This is a genomic window from Alkaliphilus pronyensis (genome assembly GCF_009017275.1).
GTDB lineage: Bacteria > Bacillota > Clostridia > Peptostreptococcales > Natronincolaceae > Alkaliphilus_C > Alkaliphilus_C pronyensis.
On record NZ_WBZC01000010.1, the window covers coordinates 138,720 to 159,092 of the forward strand.

The 20,373-nt window shown below is 33.5% G+C and carries 21 protein-coding genes; all 21 read left to right on the forward strand.

What is annotated here, in order from left to right; genetic code table 11:
• The first annotated feature begins 12 nt into the window (after positions 1-12).
• The 21 genes from dcd (at position 13) to F8154_RS03520 (ending at position 20,284) form a co-directional block, all read left to right on the forward strand.
• A complete protein-coding gene (gene dcd, locus F8154_RS03420) occupies positions 13-537 on the forward strand; it encodes a dCTP deaminase (RefSeq protein WP_151860187.1) in 525 nt (174 codons plus the stop codon).
• 165 nt (positions 538-702) lie between these two features.
• A complete protein-coding gene (locus F8154_RS03425) occupies positions 703-1,128 on the forward strand; it encodes a hypothetical protein (RefSeq protein ID WP_151860188.1) in 426 nt (141 codons plus the stop codon).
• A gap of 82 nt (positions 1,129-1,210) precedes the next feature.
• Positions 1,211-1,717, forward strand: a complete 507-nt coding sequence (locus F8154_RS03430; RefSeq protein WP_151860189.1) for a YqeG family HAD IIIA-type phosphatase — start codon at positions 1,211-1,213, stop codon at positions 1,715-1,717.
• A 261-nt stretch (positions 1,718-1,978) separates the two neighbouring features.
• Entirely contained in the window at positions 1,979-3,652 is a 1,674-nt protein-coding gene (locus tag F8154_RS03435; protein ID WP_151860190.1) for a GspE/PulE family protein, read from the forward strand.
• A gap of 11 nt (positions 3,653-3,663) precedes the next feature.
• On the forward strand, positions 3,664-4,719 hold the full coding sequence (locus tag F8154_RS03440) for a type IV pilus twitching motility protein PilT (RefSeq protein WP_151860191.1): 1,056 nt from the start codon (positions 3,664-3,666) through the stop codon (positions 4,717-4,719).
• A gap of 30 nt (positions 4,720-4,749) precedes the next feature.
• Positions 4,750-5,964 carry a type II secretion system F family protein gene (locus F8154_RS03445; RefSeq protein WP_151860192.1) on the forward strand — a complete coding sequence of 405 codons (1,215 nt, stop codon included), beginning with the start codon at positions 4,750-4,752 and terminating at the stop codon, positions 5,962-5,964.
• Positions 5,965-6,228: 264 nt separating this feature from the next.
• Positions 6,229-6,585, forward strand: coding sequence for a type II secretion system protein (locus tag F8154_RS15480; RefSeq protein WP_279237159.1), 357 nt, complete (start codon positions 6,229-6,231; stop codon positions 6,583-6,585).
• Between the two features lie 317 nt (positions 6,586-6,902).
• On the forward strand, positions 6,903-7,661 hold the full coding sequence (locus F8154_RS03455) for a prepilin peptidase (RefSeq protein ID WP_151860193.1): 759 nt from the start codon (positions 6,903-6,905) through the stop codon (positions 7,659-7,661).
• A gap of 35 nt (positions 7,662-7,696) precedes the next feature.
• Positions 7,697-9,430 (forward strand): prepilin-type N-terminal cleavage/methylation domain-containing protein, encoded by a 1,734-nt coding sequence (locus F8154_RS03460; protein WP_192930140.1) that lies wholly within the window; start codon positions 7,697-7,699, stop codon positions 9,428-9,430.
• Between the two features lie 21 nt (positions 9,431-9,451).
• A complete protein-coding gene (locus tag F8154_RS03465; RefSeq protein ID WP_151860195.1) occupies positions 9,452-10,000 on the forward strand; it encodes a PulJ/GspJ family protein in 549 nt (182 codons plus the stop codon).
• Complete coding sequence (locus F8154_RS03470) at positions 10,000-11,457, forward strand: DUF4900 domain-containing protein (RefSeq protein ID WP_151860196.1); 1,458 nt, start codon at positions 10,000-10,002, stop codon at positions 11,455-11,457. Before F8154_RS03465 ends, F8154_RS03470 begins: the two co-directional genes overlap by 1 nt.
• Before the next feature lie 47 nt (positions 11,458-11,504).
• Complete coding sequence (gene pilM, locus F8154_RS03475) at positions 11,505-12,581, forward strand: type IV pilus assembly protein PilM (protein ID WP_192930141.1); 1,077 nt, start codon at positions 11,505-11,507, stop codon at positions 12,579-12,581.
• A 16-nt stretch (positions 12,582-12,597) separates the two neighbouring features.
• Positions 12,598-13,158, forward strand: a complete 561-nt coding sequence (locus tag F8154_RS03480) for a PilN domain-containing protein (protein WP_151860198.1) — start codon at positions 12,598-12,600, stop codon at positions 13,156-13,158.
• Positions 13,148-14,485 (forward strand): LysM peptidoglycan-binding domain-containing protein, encoded by a 1,338-nt coding sequence (locus F8154_RS03485; RefSeq protein ID WP_151860199.1) that lies wholly within the window; start codon positions 13,148-13,150, stop codon positions 14,483-14,485. Before F8154_RS03480 ends, F8154_RS03485 begins: the two co-directional genes overlap by 11 nt.
• Before the next feature lie 22 nt (positions 14,486-14,507).
• Complete coding sequence (locus tag F8154_RS03490) at positions 14,508-16,001, forward strand: S-layer homology domain-containing protein (protein ID WP_151860200.1); 1,494 nt, start codon at positions 14,508-14,510, stop codon at positions 15,999-16,001.
• A gap of 40 nt (positions 16,002-16,041) precedes the next feature.
• A complete protein-coding gene (locus F8154_RS03495; protein WP_151860201.1) occupies positions 16,042-17,064 on the forward strand; it encodes a hypothetical protein in 1,023 nt (340 codons plus the stop codon).
• Between the two features lie 216 nt (positions 17,065-17,280).
• Complete coding sequence (locus F8154_RS03500) at positions 17,281-17,547, forward strand: late competence development ComFB family protein (protein WP_151860202.1); 267 nt, start codon at positions 17,281-17,283, stop codon at positions 17,545-17,547.
• Between the two features lie 72 nt (positions 17,548-17,619).
• Positions 17,620-18,075, forward strand: a complete 456-nt coding sequence (gene aroQ, locus F8154_RS03505) for a type II 3-dehydroquinate dehydratase (protein WP_151860203.1) — start codon at positions 17,620-17,622, stop codon at positions 18,073-18,075.
• Positions 18,072-19,130 carry a M24 family metallopeptidase gene (locus F8154_RS03510; protein WP_151860204.1) on the forward strand — a complete coding sequence of 353 codons (1,059 nt, stop codon included), beginning with the start codon at positions 18,072-18,074 and terminating at the stop codon, positions 19,128-19,130. The genes aroQ and F8154_RS03510 overlap by 4 nt, the downstream gene beginning before the upstream one ends.
• A gap of 82 nt (positions 19,131-19,212) precedes the next feature.
• Entirely contained in the window at positions 19,213-19,770 is a 558-nt protein-coding gene (efp, locus tag F8154_RS03515) for an elongation factor P (protein ID WP_151860205.1), read from the forward strand.
• A gap of 52 nt (positions 19,771-19,822) precedes the next feature.
• The gene (locus tag F8154_RS03520; RefSeq protein ID WP_151860206.1) at positions 19,823-20,284 is read left to right on the forward strand and encodes a CD1247 N-terminal domain-containing protein; all 462 of its coding nucleotides are present in this window, start codon (positions 19,823-19,825) and stop codon (positions 20,282-20,284) included.
• Positions 20,285-20,373 lie beyond the last annotated feature (89 nt).

A 20,373-nucleotide genomic window follows, 5' to 3' on the forward strand; every position in this document is an offset into this window, starting at 1 on the left:
GGAGGATTGCTTATGATTCTTTCAGGTAGAGAAATAGAGCGAAAAATGGGTAGAGAAATATCCATTGAGCCCTTTAACAAAAGCCAGCTTAACCCCAATAGCTATAATTTAAGACTCCATAATGAGCTTTTGGTATATGAAGAGCAAATACTAGATATGAAAAAAGTGAATAATGCCAAAAAAATTGTTATTCCATCAGAAGGACTGCTTTTAGAAGCTGGAAAGCTATATCTAGGTAGAACACTTGAATATACTAAGACAGACGGGTATGTTCCTATGCTGGAGGGAAGGTCTTCAATTGGAAGATTAGGTTTATTTGTACATGTTACAGCAGGTTTTGGTGATGTTGGCTTTAATGGTTTTTGGACTTTAGAAATCTTTTGCGTTCATCCTATAAAAATATATCCTGAAGTTGAAATATGTCAAATTTTTTATCATAAAATCGAAGGTGATTATGATAAATATAAAAGTGGTAAATATCAAAATAATAAGGGTATACAACCAAGTCTTCTATATAAAGACTTTAAAAACAAATAAACGACTTAATATTTTTACATATTCTACTAAAATAAACCTATATAACTATTGTTTTGATTGTACTACAGATATAAAATAGTGTATAATACTAGTTTTTTAGAATACCTTATAGCTTTAGTATTACATATTATATTATAATCAATTAAAGATTAAGGGTGAATAATCATGAAAACTGCAAATAACTCCCCTAAGGTTAGAGCCTGTAAAAAATGTAAAGCACCTGTTCATGAAAATTCTATTTATGATTACTGTTCAAGCTGCATTAAATTAGTAGAGGATACCTTTGACTCTATAAGAGAGTATTTAAGACAGTATCCAAATTCGACAGCCTTCGAGATAGAACAAAGACTAGGAATACCAATTCATGTGGTTAATAATTATGTAAGGGATGGTCGTTTAGTAGAAATACCAAATGAGTTTTTAAATCTTGTATGTACAAGGTGTGGTTGCTTGTTGCTTTCGGCTCATCACAAATATTGTCCTCAATGTGAAGTTAAGATGCTGAGGGAAATGGAAGATGCAAAAAGTGAACTAAAAAGCAATATTGAAGTAAGCAAAAAAGGCAAAATGAGATTTAAAACATATTGGTAAATTTAGCTTTAAATACTGAAGGTTTTTATATTTTCTTTAGTTTTGGGGACTATATATAGAAAGTGATGTAAGAGGTGATGAAATGAAGCTTTTAACTCCTGATTTATATGTAGAATCAATTTTTCATTTGAATCTGCAAAAGCTTAAGGATAGAGGTGTAAAGGGCTTAATAATTGATATTGATAATACTCTAGTTGCATGGGATATTAAATTCGCCAGTGAAGAGACTAAAAAGTGGTTGCTTAAATTATTAGATGATGGCTTTAAGGTTTGCTTAGTATCAAATAATACAGAGGATAGAGTCGTGGTTTTTAATGAGGAGCTTAAGCTACCTGCTATACATAGGGCAACTAAACCAAGAAGGGTACCCTTTAAAAGGGCAATGGAAAAGCTAGGCACCAATATTGGTAATACTGCAGTAATCGGTGATCAAATCTTTACAGATGTATTAGGAGGAAATAGAATGGGACTTTATACTGTTTTAGTTGTTCCTATCGCGAGTAAAGAGTTTTGGTGGACTACATTTGTCAGAAAAATAGAGAGACGTGTTTTAAAAATTGTTATACCAGGCCATAGAGGCGATATTTAATAAAAGAATATACTGTAGCTCGGCTAGATTATTTATGCCGAGCTTTTTATTTTCAAATTTTAGCTTTGATAAGGAAATTATTAGTAAAAAAAGCAAAAATCAATATATAAACAAATTTTGATAAAATAATTTATTTTTAACGTAAACTAAACAGGATTTTCCTTATTTCGGTAGAATAAATATATAAGACCATAGACCTATATTTACAATAATATACAAAGGTTTAAGGTTAAGCAAATATTTTAAGGGAGTAGGTTAACCATGTTAAAGAAAAGATTAGGAGACTTATTAACCGATGCAGGTTTACTTACTAAAGCCGATATGGAATATGCACTTCAAGTTCAGAAAAAAAAGGGCAAAAAACTTGGTGAAATCCTTATAGAAGAGGATTTAGTTAGTGAAAAGCAGATAATAGAAGTTCTTGAATTTCAGCTGGGTATACCCCATATGGACATAACAAAATATTACATTGATCCTGAAATAACAAAGCTCGTCAGTGAAAAGCTAGCTAGAAGACATGAATTAATACCAATTAAAATTGACAGAAGTAAATTAATAGTAGCAATGACAGATCCTTTAAATATCTATGCAATAGATGATGTAAAAATTGAAACAGGTATGGAAATAGAGCCAGCAATATCCACTAAGCAAGATGTTTTAAATGCAATTGAACAGTACTATGAGAAGCAAAGTGCTGAAAAGGCACTAGAAGAGTTTAAAGAGCAATACAATATGGAAAGCATTGAAAACATTGATGAAGAGATATTAAATGTTATTAATAATGCACCTGTTGTTAAGCTAGTAAATTCGATAATTAAACAGGCTATTAAATATAGAGCTAGTGATGTTCATATAGAGCCATTTGAAAAGCATTTAAGGGTACGCTTTAGAGTTGATGGTGATTTACAGGAGATAATGACTCCTGCAAAATCAACCCATTCAGCTATAGTTACCAGAATTAAAATAATGGGAAAAATGGACATAGCAGAAAAAAGATTGCCTCAAGATGGAAGAATTGAAACTGTAATAGACGGTGAAGAAATAGATTTAAGGATTTCCACCTTACCAACTGTTTATGGAGAGAAAATTGTAATTAGAATACTAGACAGAAGGAGCTTTTTAAAATCAAAAAATCAAATTGGCTTTACAGAAGAAAACCTTAATTTATTCAATAGTATAGTTAAAAATCCAAATGGAATTATCTTAGTTACAGGTCCAACAGGAAGTGGTAAAAGCACCACCCTATATTCCATTGTTAAAGAGCTAAATAAAATTAATAAGAATATAATCACTGTAGAAGACCCTGTAGAGTATCAAGTTGATGGAGTTACACAGGTACAGGTTAATAGCAAGGCAGGGTTAACCTTTGCCAGTGGATTAAGATCAATCTTAAGGCAGGACCCAGATATAATTATGATAGGAGAAATAAGAGATGTTGAAACAGCTCAAATTGCTGTTAGAGCAGCTATAACAGGGCATCTAGTTCTAAGCACAATGCATACAAATGATACTGCTTCAACTATTTCAAGACTTTTAGATATGGGCATTGACTCTTACCTAGTTTCATCATCAATTGTTGGAGTAGTAGCACAAAGACTGGTTAAAAAGCTATGTAACCAATGCAAGGTTAAATATACACCAGATGAAAAGGAAAAGACAATTTTAAGCATCAGTAAGGATACTTATATTTATAGAAGGGAAGGCTGTGGAGCATGTAATAATACTGGCTATAAGGGCAGAACAGCTGTTCATGAAATAGTGTCGATAAATAAGGATATTAGAGGTATTATTGATAGAGGTGGTAGTATAGATGAAATTAGAGATTCTGCTGCAAGAAAGGGTATGACAACTCTGAAGGGCTCCTGTAGTCAGTTGGTGTTGGAGGGCATTACATCAATGGAGGAATTAATAAAAGTAGCCTACAGTACAGACTAGGAGGAAAATAGATGAATATACATGAAATGCTGGAAAGAGCCATAAAGGAAGGGGCTTCAGATATACACATTACTGTAGCTGTAGAACCAACAATTAGGGTCAATGGTAGTCTGATATCCATTGGGGGAGAAGAATTAAAGCCTGAGGACACCAAAAACCTAGTAAAGCAGGTGTTAAGAGAAGAGGATTTTTCTTATCTACAACAGAATGGTGAGGTGGATTGCTCCTATTCAAGCCCTGGACTTGGCAGGTTTAGAGTAAATGCCTTTAAGCAAAGGGGCAGCTATGGAATGGCATTAAGAATTGTTTCTTTAACAATACCTACCATGGAGGAATTAGGTGTTCCAATGATTGTAAAGGAAATGGCAACAAGACCAAGGGGCTTAATACTTGTGACAGGTCCAACTGGAAGTGGAAAATCAACTACTTTAGCTTCTATGATAGATCTTATAAATAAAGAAAAGAACTGCCATATTCTAACACTTGAAGACCCTATAGAGTATTTACATAAACATAATAAAAGTATTGTTAATCAAAGAGAAATAGGCAATGATTCCTATAGCTTTTCAAACGCCCTAAGATCTGCCCTTAGGCAAGACCCAGATGTTATATTGGTGGGTGAGATGAGGGATTTAGAAACAATTGCAATAGCAATTACTGCTGCCGAAACTGGTCATCTTGTCCTTTCTACACTTCATACCTTAGGAGCAGCAAAAACAATAGATAGAATAATTGATGTATTCCCCCCCCATCAACAGCAGCAAATAAGGGTTCAATTAGCATCGGTTATACAAGGGATTATTTCTCAGCAACTATTACCAAAAGCTGATGGCAATGGAAGGGTTGCAGCCTTTGAAGTAATGACAGCAACACCTGCCCTGCGGAATTTAATCAGGGAGGGGAAGACCCATCAAATTCAAAATTCAATACAAACTGGCTCGAAATTCGGTATGCAAACAATGGATTCATCCTTAGTTAATCTTTATAAAAGGAATGAAATATCTAAGGAAACCCTTTTAAACCAGGGAATGGATAGAGAGGGAATAAAACGTATGATAGAGATTTAATACACTCATATATTAAAATGAGGTGAAAAAATGCAAACCTTTAAATATAAGGCAACTACTGCTGAGGGCAATACAATTGAAGGAACACATCTAGCCAATAATAGGGATGATGTTGTAGTTATGCTAAGAGAAAAAAAGCATTATCCAATAAAGGTCGAGGAATTCCATGAAGGTAAGGATATTAAGGATTTATCATTTAGCTTTGGCAAATCAGTTAAAACCAAGGATATAGCGATATTCTGTCGCCAGTTCTATACTATGCTAAACGCAGGAATAAGCATCGTGGCTTCCTTAGATATATTGAGAAGACAAACAGACAATGGAAAGCTAAGAGAAGAAATAGCAGGAGTTTATGAGGATGTCCAAAAGGGACAAACCCTCTCGGAGGCAATGAAAAATAGGAAAAGAACCTTTCCAGGCTTATTATTAAATATGGTTGAGGCTGGAGAGGTAAGTGGTAATTTAGATGCTATTATGAGTAGATTAGCCTCTCATTTTGAAAAGGAAAATAAAATAAACAATAAGGTTAAAACAGCAATGGTGTATCCAATAATCTTAAGTGTTCTTGCTGTTGGGGTTGTAGTTTTCCTATTAACCTTTGTTATGCCAACCTTTATTGGAATGTTTGAAGGTAGCGGAGTAGCTTTGCCTCTTCCTACAAGGATTCTTTTAGATGTAAGCAACATCTTAACCACCTATTGGTATATATTCACTGTCTTTATAATTATAGCAATAGTTGGCTTTAAGGCCTTTATCACCACTGAAGCTGGAAGATATTCCTTTGATGAGTTTAAACTAAAGCTTCCAGTTATAAAAGAAACAATAAAAAAAATATCAACTTCAAGATTTTCAAGAACGTTATCTACACTACTTGCAAGTGGTATACCTCTACTTGAGGCCCTAGACATTGTTTCTAGGGTGGTTGGCAATAAGGTTTTAGAAAAGGGAATATTAAAATCAATAGATGAGGTTAGAAGAGGTTCGACACTGGCGAAACCAATAAAAGCCATTGGATTTTTCCCTCCTATGCTTGATTCAATGATAAAAATTGGAGAAGAGTCTGGTGCTTTAGACGATATTTTAGAGAAAACTGCAAGCTTCTATGATGAAGAGGTGGACTCAGCAATTCAAAAGCTAACAGCAATGCTGGAGCCATTAATGATAATAATTATGGCATTAATTATAGGTGCTATAGTAATTGCGATGATATTACCAATGTTTGATATGATGAACACGATACAGTAAAGGCAGGGAATAGGGAATAAGTAATAAGTAATAAGTAGAATTGAAAATTGAAAATTGAAAATGGAAAATTGAAAATGGAAACAAGAAGACATAAACAAAATTAAAAGTGAAAAGTGAAAAATTAAAAACACTAACCAAGTTAAAAATTGAAAATGGAAAATTAAAAATAAAAACACAAAACCTAGTTGAAAATTGAAAATTGTAGTTAATACCTACCAGTAATTACTGGTGGTATATATATAAAAAAACTAAGGAGGAGATTATATGATTAAAATGTTTAGTAAAAGACTAAAAAACAGAAAAGGCTTTACTTTGATTGAACTTATTGTTGTTATTGCTATTTTAGGTATATTAGCAGCAATAGCTGTACCAAGGTTTGCAGATGTTACATCAAATGCACAACAAAGGGCTAATGAATCAACTATTAGAACCATAAAGAGTGCTGTAACAATGGTAGAAGCTCATTTTGCAACTTCTTTTGATGGTACTGAGTCAAGCCATATTGATAAGCTTAATGAATTTCTAGATCAAGTAACAGTAGTAAATGGTGATACACCGGTTGACGATAATTGGGCAATTTCCGATGATGGAAGTACAATATTACACCCTGCTAATCAATAAACGAGTCTTATAAAAACTTATACGGAGGGGGAAAGCCCCTCCAACCACAATTCAACATTTAACATTTAACATTCAACATTAATCATTATTCATTACTCATTTAACAATGTCTTTATGTTTTCATTACTCATTACTAATTACTAATTACTCATTGTTCTTTTATTACTCATTAATCATTAATCATTTAACAATGTATTTATGTTTTCATTACTCAATAATAATTGCTTTTTCATTACTAATTACTCATTACTAATTACTAATTGCTCTTACATTACTCATTGCTCTTTAAACTTTATGTCAACAAAAGGAGGACAAGCATGGTTTTTTTAGCTTTTATACTTGGTTTATTAATAGGCTCCTTCTTAAATGTATGTATTTTTAGAATTCCTCTAAATAAGTCCATCGTTTTTCCTAGCTCCCATTGCACAAGCTGTTCTAGTAGCTTGAAGGCAATAGATTTAATACCTGTATTTAGCTATGTGATGAACAGAGGCAGGTGTAGGTATTGTAGCAGTAAAATCTCAACTCAGTATCCTATTATTGAGTTTTTAAATGGTATTACTTATATGCTTTTATTTATAAATTTTGGTGCTTCTATAGAGTTTTTAAAGTATGCACTTCTTTGTAGTGTATTGATTGTAGTTTTTGCTATCGACTATTATCATCAAATAATACCTGATGGCTTAAATCTATTTCTTTTTGCATCAGGAATAATATTACTTGGTATTGAAAATATAAACAACCCTAGGGCTCTGTTAACCAACCTATTGGGTTTATTATTGGCCGGTGGCTTCTTTCTACTAATAGCTATTATATCAAAGGGTGCTATGGGTGGAGGAGATATTAAGCTCATGGCAGTATTGGGCTTTTGGTTTGGAATAAAAGAAGTGGTTTTAATCACCTTTTTATCCTTTCTAATAGGTGGAATATTATCCCTAGTATTTATTTTATTAAAGCTAAAGGAAAAAAAAGACTTTATACCCTTTGGGCCCTTTATTGTAGTTGCCACCATAGCAACAATATTTTATGGTGGCGAAATTATAAACTGGTATTTTTCAACCTTTAGCGTGCTTTAATGTGTTGAATTGTTTATTGTTGAGGTGAAGCAATAGTGTTTAGATATGATTTTAATATAAAAAAGACAAGTGGATTTACTTTAATAGAAATAATTATTGCAATTACCATTATTGGAATAATTTCTGTGTCTATACCCCCTGTTTTTGCCTTTGTAGCCCGCAGTAACGAATACAATAGAATTAGCTTTACAGCTGCAAATTTAGCAAACGAAAAAATGGAATATATAAGGTCCTTAAGCTTTGCAGAAATTGGAACTGTTGGAGGTAATCCCTCTGGTACATTAGAAATGACTGAAGCTAAAGAAATAAATGGTAGAAGCTATACAATACAAACTATAGTGAATTGGGTGGAAGAGGGTGACTGCTCAGCTGGAGGTAGTGCAGACTGGGACTATAAATCCATTAGAGTAATAGCAACATCTACAGCCACAGCAAGTGGTATAAATGTTTCAAAGGAGCTTGAATCATTAATTGCCCGTGATTCTGAACAGCCTGCCTTTACTGGCTCAAATCTTAGAGTCTGTGTTTTTAGAGGATGGAATCCTAGCTTTGATCCTCTTAATCCAGTTTATGTTGGACCTGTTAAAGACGTTTCTGTATCAATAATTGGTCCTTCAATTGCAACCGTCATTTCCAATCATAAGGGGTCAGCACTTTTCTTAGACATAAATAATGGCACCTATGATGTAGAGGTGGATGCAGGATTTTTAAATATGATTGTACTCCCTAACACCTTTCCTAAGGAGATAGAGATTACTGACGGAAATACAACCCAAGAATTTGCCTTTGTAGAGTATCCCTGTAGACTAAGTATTAAACTAATAGATTTAGATACAAAGAATCCAATTGTTTTAAATGAGGAAAGCTTTTCAGGTGGTCAGTTAACCCTTAACCATCCATATGATAATATTTGGGTAAAAACCTTTAACTCTACTGATTCAATGGGTCTATTACCAAATGACCTATTTTCTGGACTATGGCCTGTAGGTGCCGGTTATTCAGGTTTATATTCATTTGATGATATTAACATACCTGGTTATATCCCTTCCCAAAAACCGGTATGGGATGCTGATAAGGATGAAGAGTGGATGGGAGATTTTGAAGCACCAGATACAACTAAAAACCTTAAGCTTCTAATAATACCACTACCACTTCCTAGTGATACTACAGTGGAGTCCTTAGATGAAAACTGGACCATGGCAGACAGTGTAAATATAACAGCCAATAACCCATTAAAGGATGGTATTGCCTATTATACAGAAGATGATATCAAATACTTAACAGATAGTATATTTTCAACTAACCACCCCGCTGACAAGCTAGTTTTAGCAGGTGGTAGCCCTCAGTATACTGCAGGTGGATTATTTTTCACCAACAGCAAATTAGAGGTTTCATCCCACTCTAATCTGAGATTAAAGGCAAACAATGTGGTCATTAAGGGTCAGGTAGAAATTCATAAGCACAGTCATCCAGATAATGATGGTAAGCTGACACTAAATATTATTAATGGTGACATTGAATCTAGCTTTGGTACTATAGCTGTTAATCAGTTTATAATAGAAGAGCTAAAGGATGGGTCAGAATTAGAGGATGGCAACGGAAATAAAGGAATTAGTGGTAGACAATATGGTAAAGTGTATTTTGCATCAGATGTTTTATTGGATGATACCCTTTTAATAGAAAAGGGGGCTTATTATTTTCCCGATGGATTTCAATTACCAACCGATGCAAGCAAGTCTCCACAAGAAGGCGGATTAATTTCTAGATAAATATTTATAGAGGAGAAAGAAATGGGTAAATTGTCAAGCAACATTATTAATTTAAAAAATAAGGGCTTTACAATGCTTGAACTAATATTGGTAGTAGCCCTAATGCTAATTGTTCTAAGTGGCATATATGGTCTTTTTTTCTTTTCTTTAAATAGCTATAATGACTCCATTGACGAAGCTAATTTACTACAGGAGTCCAGTACCACCCTTATGTGGATGGATAGGGAAATTAGACAGGCCACTAGGCCCATTCCAGCTACAGCAGCAGTAGAATTGGTAGGTAATAATAGATTAGATATTTATACCTATATAAATGATGATCTTAAAAGGGTTAGCTATAGAATTCAAGATGGAGCATTACAAAAATCAATAAATGAAACAAATGAAGACCCAGTTAGCTGGGAAAGTATTATAACGGCAGTCGAACCGTTATTAGATCAATTCAGTAACCCACTACCCTATTTTCAATTAGATAATAAAAGTGTTAATGTAAGGTTTAAAGTAACTATAGGGGATAAGTCTATTGATATTAATAATACATATTTTGTTAGGTCTAAGGGGGTTATATAATGCTTCAAAAATGCTTTAGATCTGAGGATGGACTTATAATGCCCATTGTTTTAGTACTAATTATGATTATAATGCTTTATGCCTTATCAGCTATATCTATAGCCAGTAATCAAACAAAGCAAAGGGACTTGCAGGCTTCAATGACAGATGCATTACATTATGCAGAGGCAGGTGTACATCGTTATTTATGGAGCCTTAATAAGATAGAAGCAGACCAACTGGAGCTAGATAATCCCTTTAGCTTTGGAGAGGGCAAATACATAATTGAAATAATTGAGAATGGCGAGGGGACAGTAAGGCTTCGATCTACAGGATGGGCTAACTCAAATGAGAATACAAAGAGAACAATAGAGGCACAGCTAACAAAAAGAACCTTTACACAAAATGTATATTTATCAAACAATGATGGATCAAATATATGGTGGACTTCAGGTGATACAGTATATGGACCTATGCATACCAACACAAAGCTAAGAGTATGGAATGAACCAGTATTCTATGGACGTGTTACTCATTCCAATAATATTGTTTATTATCCTAGCACTGAAAGATATGAGCATACAGGCTCTGTAGGAAGTAATAATCCTCAATTTTTAGGAGGTATAGATAGAGTTCAACCAATGATATTTCCTGAATCAAACACTGAGTTACTTACAAGAGCAGAACAGGATGGATATGTTTACTATGGAAGAACCTCTATAATGCTTAATAGTAATGGAACAATAACAACCCGTAATGGTAACAGAAACGGAGGTAGCCCTGAAACAAGACCATTACCAAACAATGGTGTCATATACATAAATGGTACATCAAGCTCTACAGCCTATGAAAGCATATCAAGCAAGTTTAATATTAATAGAGGAAATGCTTTTATATCAGGAACCTTAAGTGGAAAACTAACCATTGCAGCAGCAAACAACATATATGTAACCAGTAAAGATCCAACAAATTATAATTTTCACTCTGCCACCGATACAGGAGGAGTAAAATATTCAACCACTGGTTTTAGCTTGAACAGCCTAACAGGTGAAGTAAATGTAACTGATCCTGAGGAAGATATCTTAGGCTTAATTGCCAACAACTACATATGGGTTTTAACAACTGGATGGTTTACAACCAATGGTGGCACATCAACCATATCAGCCGCTAATATTATAGAAATAAATGCTGCCATATTTGCAATAAATGGGGGCTTTGGTAATGATAGTGCAGATAGCTATAACAGCACTTACCCAAGACTGAGTGGTACAGAAGGGACAATAATCATAAGGGGAGCCTTAATTCAAGATAGACGTTATCCAGTAGCATGGATAAGCTGGAGCAATTTTAGGGGCTATAATAAAGACTATGCCCATGACCCACGGATGCTACATCAATCGCCACCTCATTTTATTGAGCCTACAAATGCAGGCTGGGAAATCTTCAGCTGGAGAGAGGTAAACCAACATGTAGAATAATTTTAACTACAAAGACTTTACTATAATAAAAAATGGGAGGAAAACACTTGAAAAATATACTATTAAATTTGTTCTATGGACCAATATTATCTATAGATATTGGAAGTCACACCACTAAAATTCTTGAGGGAAAAGCTAGTGGAGGCTCTTTAAATATTGACAAGGCAATGACTATACCAACACCTACAGAAACCTATCGAGATGGTAGAATATTAGATATTGATGAGCTTAGTAATTCAATAGGCTCTGCACTTAAAAAAGAGAATATTAAGGGTAAAAGGGTTGTTTTCTCCATAGAAAGCACCTCCATTATTACAAGAGAAATAATTCTTCCATCTGTTAAGGCTGATGAAATAAAAGCTATGTTAGATTTTGAAATAAAGCAATATTTACCCATTGATTTAGAAAGCTATATTATTCAAAGCCGCCTTATAGAAGAAACAGTAATTGAAGGAATAAGAAAGTCTAAAATTCAAGTTGCTGCACTACCTAAGGATATAGCCAGTGAATACCATAGTCTATCTCAAAAACTGGGATTAAAGCCAATGGCACTAGATTTAAACTCAAACTCTATCCATAAGCTTGTAACCCTTAATGGAGTCATCAATAGAGAGGATTTTATAAAGGACAGGACAATTGCAATTATTGATTTAGGCTTTAGCTTTAGCAATCTAGTAATTATAAAAAATGGTATTTTCAAGTTTAACAGACTTATGAAGCTTGGGGGAGTAGAAATCGATCATAGTATTGCAAACTCATTTAATTTATCATTGAAAGAGGCTGAAGGCCTTAAAATTAAAGCTAAATCTATTAATGAAATTGCTAACAGTTATGAAGAAAGGGAGACTTTAAATTTAATAAAAATCAATGTAGATAACTGGGTAATTGAAATTGATAGACTATTTAAATATTACACTTCAAGAGAGAACAACAACACAATTAACAGCATCTACATATGTGGTGGCAGTAGTAATATTGAAGGCTTAGATACTTACCTAAGGGAGGAATTTCAAATACCAGCCCATAAGCTAGTAGAAGTTGGGGAAATTAGTTCTGGTAAGAGCTTTATTAATATAGGCATAGAAAAATATGTAAATGCAATGGGAGCATTAATAAGGAAATAAGGGAGGCAAGATCCTGGTGAGAGACTTTAACTTTTTCGAAATCTATACAGAAAAATACGAAAAGCAAGATTTTAAAAGATTGTTAGTTATAGGAATAGTTACTTTAATAGGTGGCTTGCTAGTAATATATCCATTATTTAACTTCCTCTCAATCACTAGACTAAACAATGAGGTTATGACAATGAAGGAGGTTTTAGACTCATCTAATACCTATGAAACAATAAATAGGGTAGAGAAAAAAAAGTTAGAGGTAGAAGGTTTAAGGTCAGCCTTAAAAAATTTAAATGCTGTAGATGCTGAGTTTAAAAACAAAGATACCATAGATAATCCATTAATTAAACTTATTATAACAGCTATACCAGATGGAGTTTTCTTCGAATCCATTAATATTATTGGAAATGCAGTTCAAATAAAGGGGATAGCTAGGTCTAAAGATGAAATAGCAGCTCTAGAATATAACTTAAAGGGCAAGACATCCTTTACGGAGGTATTTATACCCAGTATAAATTTTAGTGATAATATTTATAACTTCACTTTAACTTTTAATGTAAAGGATGTGAACACCAATGAGAACTAGTAAAAGAGAAAAAGTTCTAGTAATGGCTCTAGTTTTCGTAATCTTTTTATTTGGATATAATAGATTAGTCATATTAGGACAAGGTGCTAAGCTTGATGAATTAAGATCAGAACATGCAATACATCAGGAAGATATTATTATGCTTAATAGTATTGCTGAGTCAGAATTAGAATATGACACTATGCTTTCAGAATTAGCCCAAAAAAGTGATGCTTTGACTAAAAACTACTTTAATACCATCAAGCAGGAGGAAATCATTTTATTGATTAATGATTTTGTAGAAAAATCTAATTTATCTACTATAAATATGAATTTTACACCTATTAATAAGGAAATTATTGAAGAGATTCCACTTGATTTAATGGAGGTTCATATAGCATATGAAGCTGGGTTTTTATCCTTATTAGATTTTATTGAAGAGATTAATAAACATGATAAAAAAATTATTATAAAGAACTTAACCATTACTTCTGAAAAAGATGGATATTTAAGGGGAGATATTGCTTTATCCTTTTATGGCTTACCTAACTCATTGAATGACATCTTAACAAGCTTTAATTATTCTTCAAATGAAAGCACTTATACATTTAATCCTTTTCAAGGGTTTGATTTAGAAAATGATAATGATGATTCTAATTCTATAGCCATTTCAATTGGTCCAAGCCGTGTTTTATTAGAGGATTTTGAAGAGGATAGTTTCATTTTTAAAGGCTCCCATATGTCAATAAAGGGAGATGGATATATTATTAAGAGTTCAAAAGTAGGCAAGCATTCCTTAAGGCTAGAATATGATTATGAAAAACGTGATGAAAATACTGAAGCCTATTTAATACTTAATGAAAACAAATGGATTAACGAACCACCTGTTAGTATATCAATGTGGGTTTACTCCTACAACTCAGTTGATACTCCATTAAAGGGTAGGCTGACAGATAAACAGGGCAATGAATATACAATTGATTTCACTCAGGATATTAATTGGGTAGGCTGGAAAAAAGTAGAAGCAATGGCTCCCCAAGATAAAAGCCTATACCCCTTAGCACTAACAGACATTTGTTTAGATATACAAGCTGGTGAGTCAGGTGGTGGGGTTATATTACTTGACGGCTTAGAAGCTGTATATGAAGAGGAGCAGTTGATTAACCCAATAAAGAAAGATAATACCCACTTTATACATTATGAAGTTCAACATAATGATACTTTAAATAAAATTAGCTTGAAGTTTTTCAATAATACAGAGTCAATTGAAAAAATAATGCAATTAAATGGATTAGAAAATAGTAAGGATATTCAGCCTGGTAAAATATTATTAATACCCAAGCAATAATTTATATAAAGGAGTGACTCCAATGAAAAGGATAATAGCTATAAGTATAATACTGAATATATTGCTTGCACTAGTATTAGGTAATATAGCCTATGCCAATACAGTTTCAGATTATGAGCAGGGGAGGAATGATGGAAGTGAAATGGGGAAATTTCTAGGTGAAATCTATGGCATGGATGATTATAGTCATGGAAGAAGTAATGATTGGGAAAGGGCTCTCCCAAGTGATAAGTTTATAAAGGAATACTTTAATCTATCAAGGGAGGCTTCTGGCTATAGAACATCCTTTGTACAAAGCTTTAAGTCGGCCTTTAGAGAAGCCTATAAAAGAGGCTTTAGAGACTCCAACCTAGAAATAGGAGAGGTGGATACAGATAGCTCAGGTGTTAATGATGGTATTTTAGTAGGCTCATTAGCAGGTGAATTAGCTGGTAGACAGGACTTTTTAGATAATATAATAAGCAATTGGTCTAAAGCATTACCCTCTGAAAAGGCTATTATTAATGACTATAACCTAAACCGTGAAATAGACTCCTATAAAAATGGTTTTATTGAGGGCTTTGAAAAGGCCTTTAAAACCTACTATATATTAGGCTTCAGAAATGCGAATTTAGAAGAAATTCTCATAGGCTTTGAAAAATCTATTGATACTGATGAATATACTAATATAAACATATTTGGAGGTACTATTTCCACCACCGATAACATAATGACAGTAGAATTTCAAGAAGGAGGCCTTTATAGAGATAATTATATAAAGGTAGAAAAAATTGATTTAGCTGCTATTGACCCCCGACAAATGCTATCTCCAGTAACGGACTCATACCTACTGGCAATTAAAGATGATAGTATAATACCACAGAAGCCATTTAAGCTGAGCTTTAAATACTATGGACCTGATTCTGGGGGGATTTATCAACTGATAGAGGATAAGTGGGTGTATATGCCAAGTCTAATTGTGGATGATGAAATTTACACACAAATTGAGTCCTCAATTTACAGAGGTGGTCGGTATGCTGTTCTCATAAAAAGGGGATATACACCATTAGAGGATATTGAACTGCATTGGGCAGAAAAGGAAATAGACTACTTTCATAGAATGGATTATGTAAAGGGAAATGATGATAACCTATTTCAACCGGATAGTATTATGAAAAGGGGAGAGTTTATTGCTTTACTAGACAACCTTTATAATTGGTCCTTAGAAGAAGAAGTTAATTTAGATAGCTATAAGGATTCTGCAATACTTCATGAATATAAAGAAGCAGTTGAAAAGGCATTATCAAATGGGTACATTTCTGGATATTCTGACAAAACATTAAGGGCCCATATGCCAATTTCCTATCAGGAGGTAGAATGGATACTGCAAAAAGTATTAGAAAATACAGATTTCAAATGGAAGGAAATAGCCGAAGAGCTTGTAATAGAAAAAAATATATACTCTAAGGGTTTAACTAATAATAAAAACTTCATTACAAAGGCAGAGGCAGTCTATCTTTTATTTAAGCTGAGATAATCGGCTTTGTATAGATGGCTGTGCTAAAGGAGGTAATCCATTGATTAAAAATAATTTTAAGCTTTGTATAACATTAATTGTTTTACTATTGTCGGTTAATTTAGGCTTTGCTGCTTATCAGGAGGATAGCTTTAAGGCAAAGCTAATAATAAACTATGGAGAAACCGTTACACAAAGTAATTTGGTTATTTTAGATTTAGAGGTAGTAGAGGAAAATATTAAGGATATTAGTTATGTGAAATTTTCTCTTGATAAAGAAAATTGGATTGGCTATGACAAAAAGGAAAACAAATGGAAGGATGGCTTTACAGGGAGCTATCAAAAATATTATACAGATTTTGACATTGGAGAAATAGAAGGCTTAAAGACCGTATATGTAAAAATAGTTGATAATAAAGGGCAAGACTTTTATACTAGTGGCGAAATAACCTATAGTCCAGAGGAAAACACTCCCGCCGTTAATGAAGCCACACCAGAAGTGACTACTGCTGGTAACCATAAACAATCTGGAAGCAGCTCTAATCCCTATGTTATTTCTAAAAACAATACAGCTATTACCTTAAGTACTGAAAATGTAAAGGTGATTTCCCTATCAATAGACGGAGAAGACTTTACAGAATGGAAGGCTGTATCAAATAAGAAGGAAGACATAGAGGTGGTCTTTGACGGTACTGAGGGTGAAAAGCTTGTATATGTTAGAAGCAGAAATTCTTATGGTATAGAGGGGAATATATATCAAATTCACTTTTTAATAGATAAAACTCCTCCTGATATAAGCATAACAAGTAATTATTATAGACTGGCAGCAGCCGATGGAAGCTTAGATTTTGATTTACATTTATTTGATAGCCTCTCACCATATGTAGATTTTTATGTTGAAGTGTTAGTTAATAATGAGGTCATTAGCCAACAGGGTAAGGTTAAAATGTATATGGAGGAGGAAGCCACCATCAGTAGAGTTTCTATAAGCAATTTACCTAAAGAAGACTTTAAATTAAATATTATAGCTACCGACGAAGCAGGAAACAAAACAACAAAGGCTATTGATATAGAAAGCTATTAAAGCAAAGCCAACCTTTTTTGCACACCTAAGATTTAAAATCTGAGGTGTTTTCTTTTTATTGAGGGAGGGGTAAATAGATAAATACCTATTAATAGTGTTAATTTTAAGTTACTTTAAAATATTTAGTCCTATTTCTAAAGGTATTACAAAAAGGATGTAGAATTGTTATAATTATATTACTTTAGCGGAACAATTATTTAGGGGGTATAAATTCAAATGAAGGTAAAAAATTATATGGAGGATGTAGTAGATAACCTCATTCCAGTATTATTAAAGGAGTTTACTAATATATGTACCTGTGAAAGATGTGTAGCAGACATAAAGGCATTGGCTTTAAATAATTTAAAACCTAAATACGTTGCTACAGTAGAGGGAGAGGTTTACACGAAGGTTAATGAATTATCAGTACAATTTGAAGCAGATTCAATTAGCGCCATTGTTGATGCCATTAACAAGGTAACGAAAAGCCCAAGGCATTTTTAAGTAAAGCTATTCAAAGCTTTAAAAGTATGGTATGATATTATAGGATTTTTAAGAAGGAAGGGTTTAACAGCTGTGGAAAAATATTTAGTTATTCATGGACCAAGCTTAAATCTATTGGGAGCAAGAGAACCACATATTTATGGAAATTTAACCTTAGACGAGATTAATAATAAGCTATACAACGAAGCAGAAAAGTATTCTGTAGAAATGGAAATAGTTCAAAGCAATAGCGAGGGAGAAATAATAGACCTTATCCATAAGAACAGTAACATTATGGGTATAATAATTAATCCAGCAGCCTACACCCACTATAGCTATGCTATACTTGATGCAATAAGAGCCGTAAAAACTCCTGTAGTGGAGGTTCATATTAGCAATATTCATGCTAGAGACAGCTATAGATGTAAATCAGTTACTGCTGAGGCATGCATAGGTATTATAAGTGGTTTTGGTTTTCAAAGCTACATACTTGCCTTTTATAGTCTTTTGGCTAATAATGGTAAAATAGAGTTAGGGGGAAGAATATGAGTAGAATAGAAGGGATTAGAAGCTTATTAAAGGAACTTGATATCGATGGAATTTTATTATTTAAGCCTGAGAACCGCCTTTATTCATCTGGCTTCACTGGAAGCACGGGCTATGCATTAATAACTGAAAATAGTGCTAAATTTCTTACAGATTTTCGATACCTAGAGCAGGCTAAAGAGCAGTGCCCTGACTTTGAAATAGTTGAGATTAGTAGAGTAAAGCCTTTAACTGATGTTTTGAAGGGCTTAAGCATTAAAACACTTGGCTTTGAAGAGGATTTTGTAACCTATAGTCAGTATAATGATTTTTGCCAAAAGCTAGAGGATGTTAAATTAGTTCCATTGGATGGTGGAATTTTAAAGCTACGTTCAGTAAAATCAAAAGAGGAGCTTCAAATAATAGAAAAGGCTGCCGACATAACAGACCTTGCCTTTCAACATATATTAAACTTTATAAAGCCAGGACAAAAGGAAACTGATGTAGCCTTAGAGCTTGAGTACTATATGAAAAAAAATGGTGCCAGTAAAGTTAGCTTCGAGTCTATTGTTGCCTCGGGAAAAAGATCAGCCTTACCCCATGGTGTTGCATCTGAAAAAATAATTGAAGCTGGAGATTTAGTTACACTTGATTTTGGATGTACCTATAAAGGCTATGCCTCAGATATGACTAGAACTTTAATTATTGGAAAAGCTACTGAAAAGCAAAAAGAGATTTATAACATAGTACTGGATGCTCAAATAAAATCTTTAAATGCTGTTAAACCAGGCTTAACTGGAAAAGAGCTAGATAAAGTAGCTAGAGATTACATAACTGATAAGGGCTATGGTGAATATTTTGGACATGGCTTAGGCCACGGTGTTGGTCTGAATGTCCATGAATTACCCCATGTAAATCATATAGGTGATGTACCTATGGAACCAGGCATGGTACTTACTATAGAGCCAGGCATATATTTACCTAATTATGGCGGTGTAAGAATTGAGGACCTTGTTGTGGTTACAGAAAATGGCTTTAGGGTACTATCAAAATCAACCAAAGAGCTAATAGAGCTATAGCTATATTAAATAGCAATTAATATATATACAACTATTGTTTATATTTAATAACATATAAACCAATTAACTTGGAGGGATTATAATGATTTCAGCAGGTGATTTTAGAAAAGGAAACACATTTGAAATGAATGGAGAACCATATGTTGTACTAGACTTCCAGCATGTAAAGCCTGGAAAAGGAGCAGCCTTTGTAAGAACAAAATATAAAAATTTAAAAACAGGCTCAATTAGAGAGGAAGCATTTAACCCAAGTGATAAATTCCCAAGGGCACATATTGAGACAAAGGAAATGCAGTATCTATATAATGATGGAGAGCTATATTATTTTATGGACAATGAAACCTATGAGCAAATTCCATTGACCTTTGCAGAAGTAGAGGATGCCATTAAATTTTTAAAGGAAAATGACAGTGCAACAATTAAGTTTTATCAAGGGAAGCCCTTTCAGGTTGATCCACCAAACTTCGTAGAACTTACAATTGTGGAAACTGAACCTGGTGTTAAAGGAGATACTGCATCAAATGTTACAAAGTCAGCAACCTTAGAAACTGGAGCTGTTATTCAGGTTCCACTGTTTATTAATGAAGGTGACATAGTCCGTGTCGATACACGTGATGGAGAATATATGTCAAGAGCATAAAAACTATGTTTCAAAGTAATACTAAATAAACATAAGAATAAGGAGGAACAAAATGGAGTACTTATATGAAAAGGTAGCATATTTAAAGGGTTTAGCAGATGGATTAGAGCTAAAAGGGTCATCAAAGGAGGGCAAGCTTCTACTTAGTGTGATAGACATACTTGAGGATTATGCAGATGCTATAGTAGAAATAAGCCAAGAGCAAGATGATTTATCAGAATATGTTGAAGCATTAGATGAAGACTTAATGGACGTAGAAGATGAGCTGTTTGAAGAAGATGATTATGATGATTATGATGATTATGATGATGATGAAGATGATGTAGAATTTGCTGAAGTAGAGTGTCCATATTGTGGTGATGAGTTATATGTGGATGAAGACTTATTGGAAGAGGAAGAAGTTGAGGTGGCATGTCCTAAGTGTAATAGAACTATAACAGTTATAGAGGATATTGAATTAGACCACTGTCATGATGATTGCTGTGGACATCACAATCATGAGGATGAAGAATAGTAACGGCATATAAGAAAAAAACTAAGTCAATGATTTTTAATCATTGTCTTAGTTTTTTTTTTGCTTTAAAGAATAATTACGATACTTCG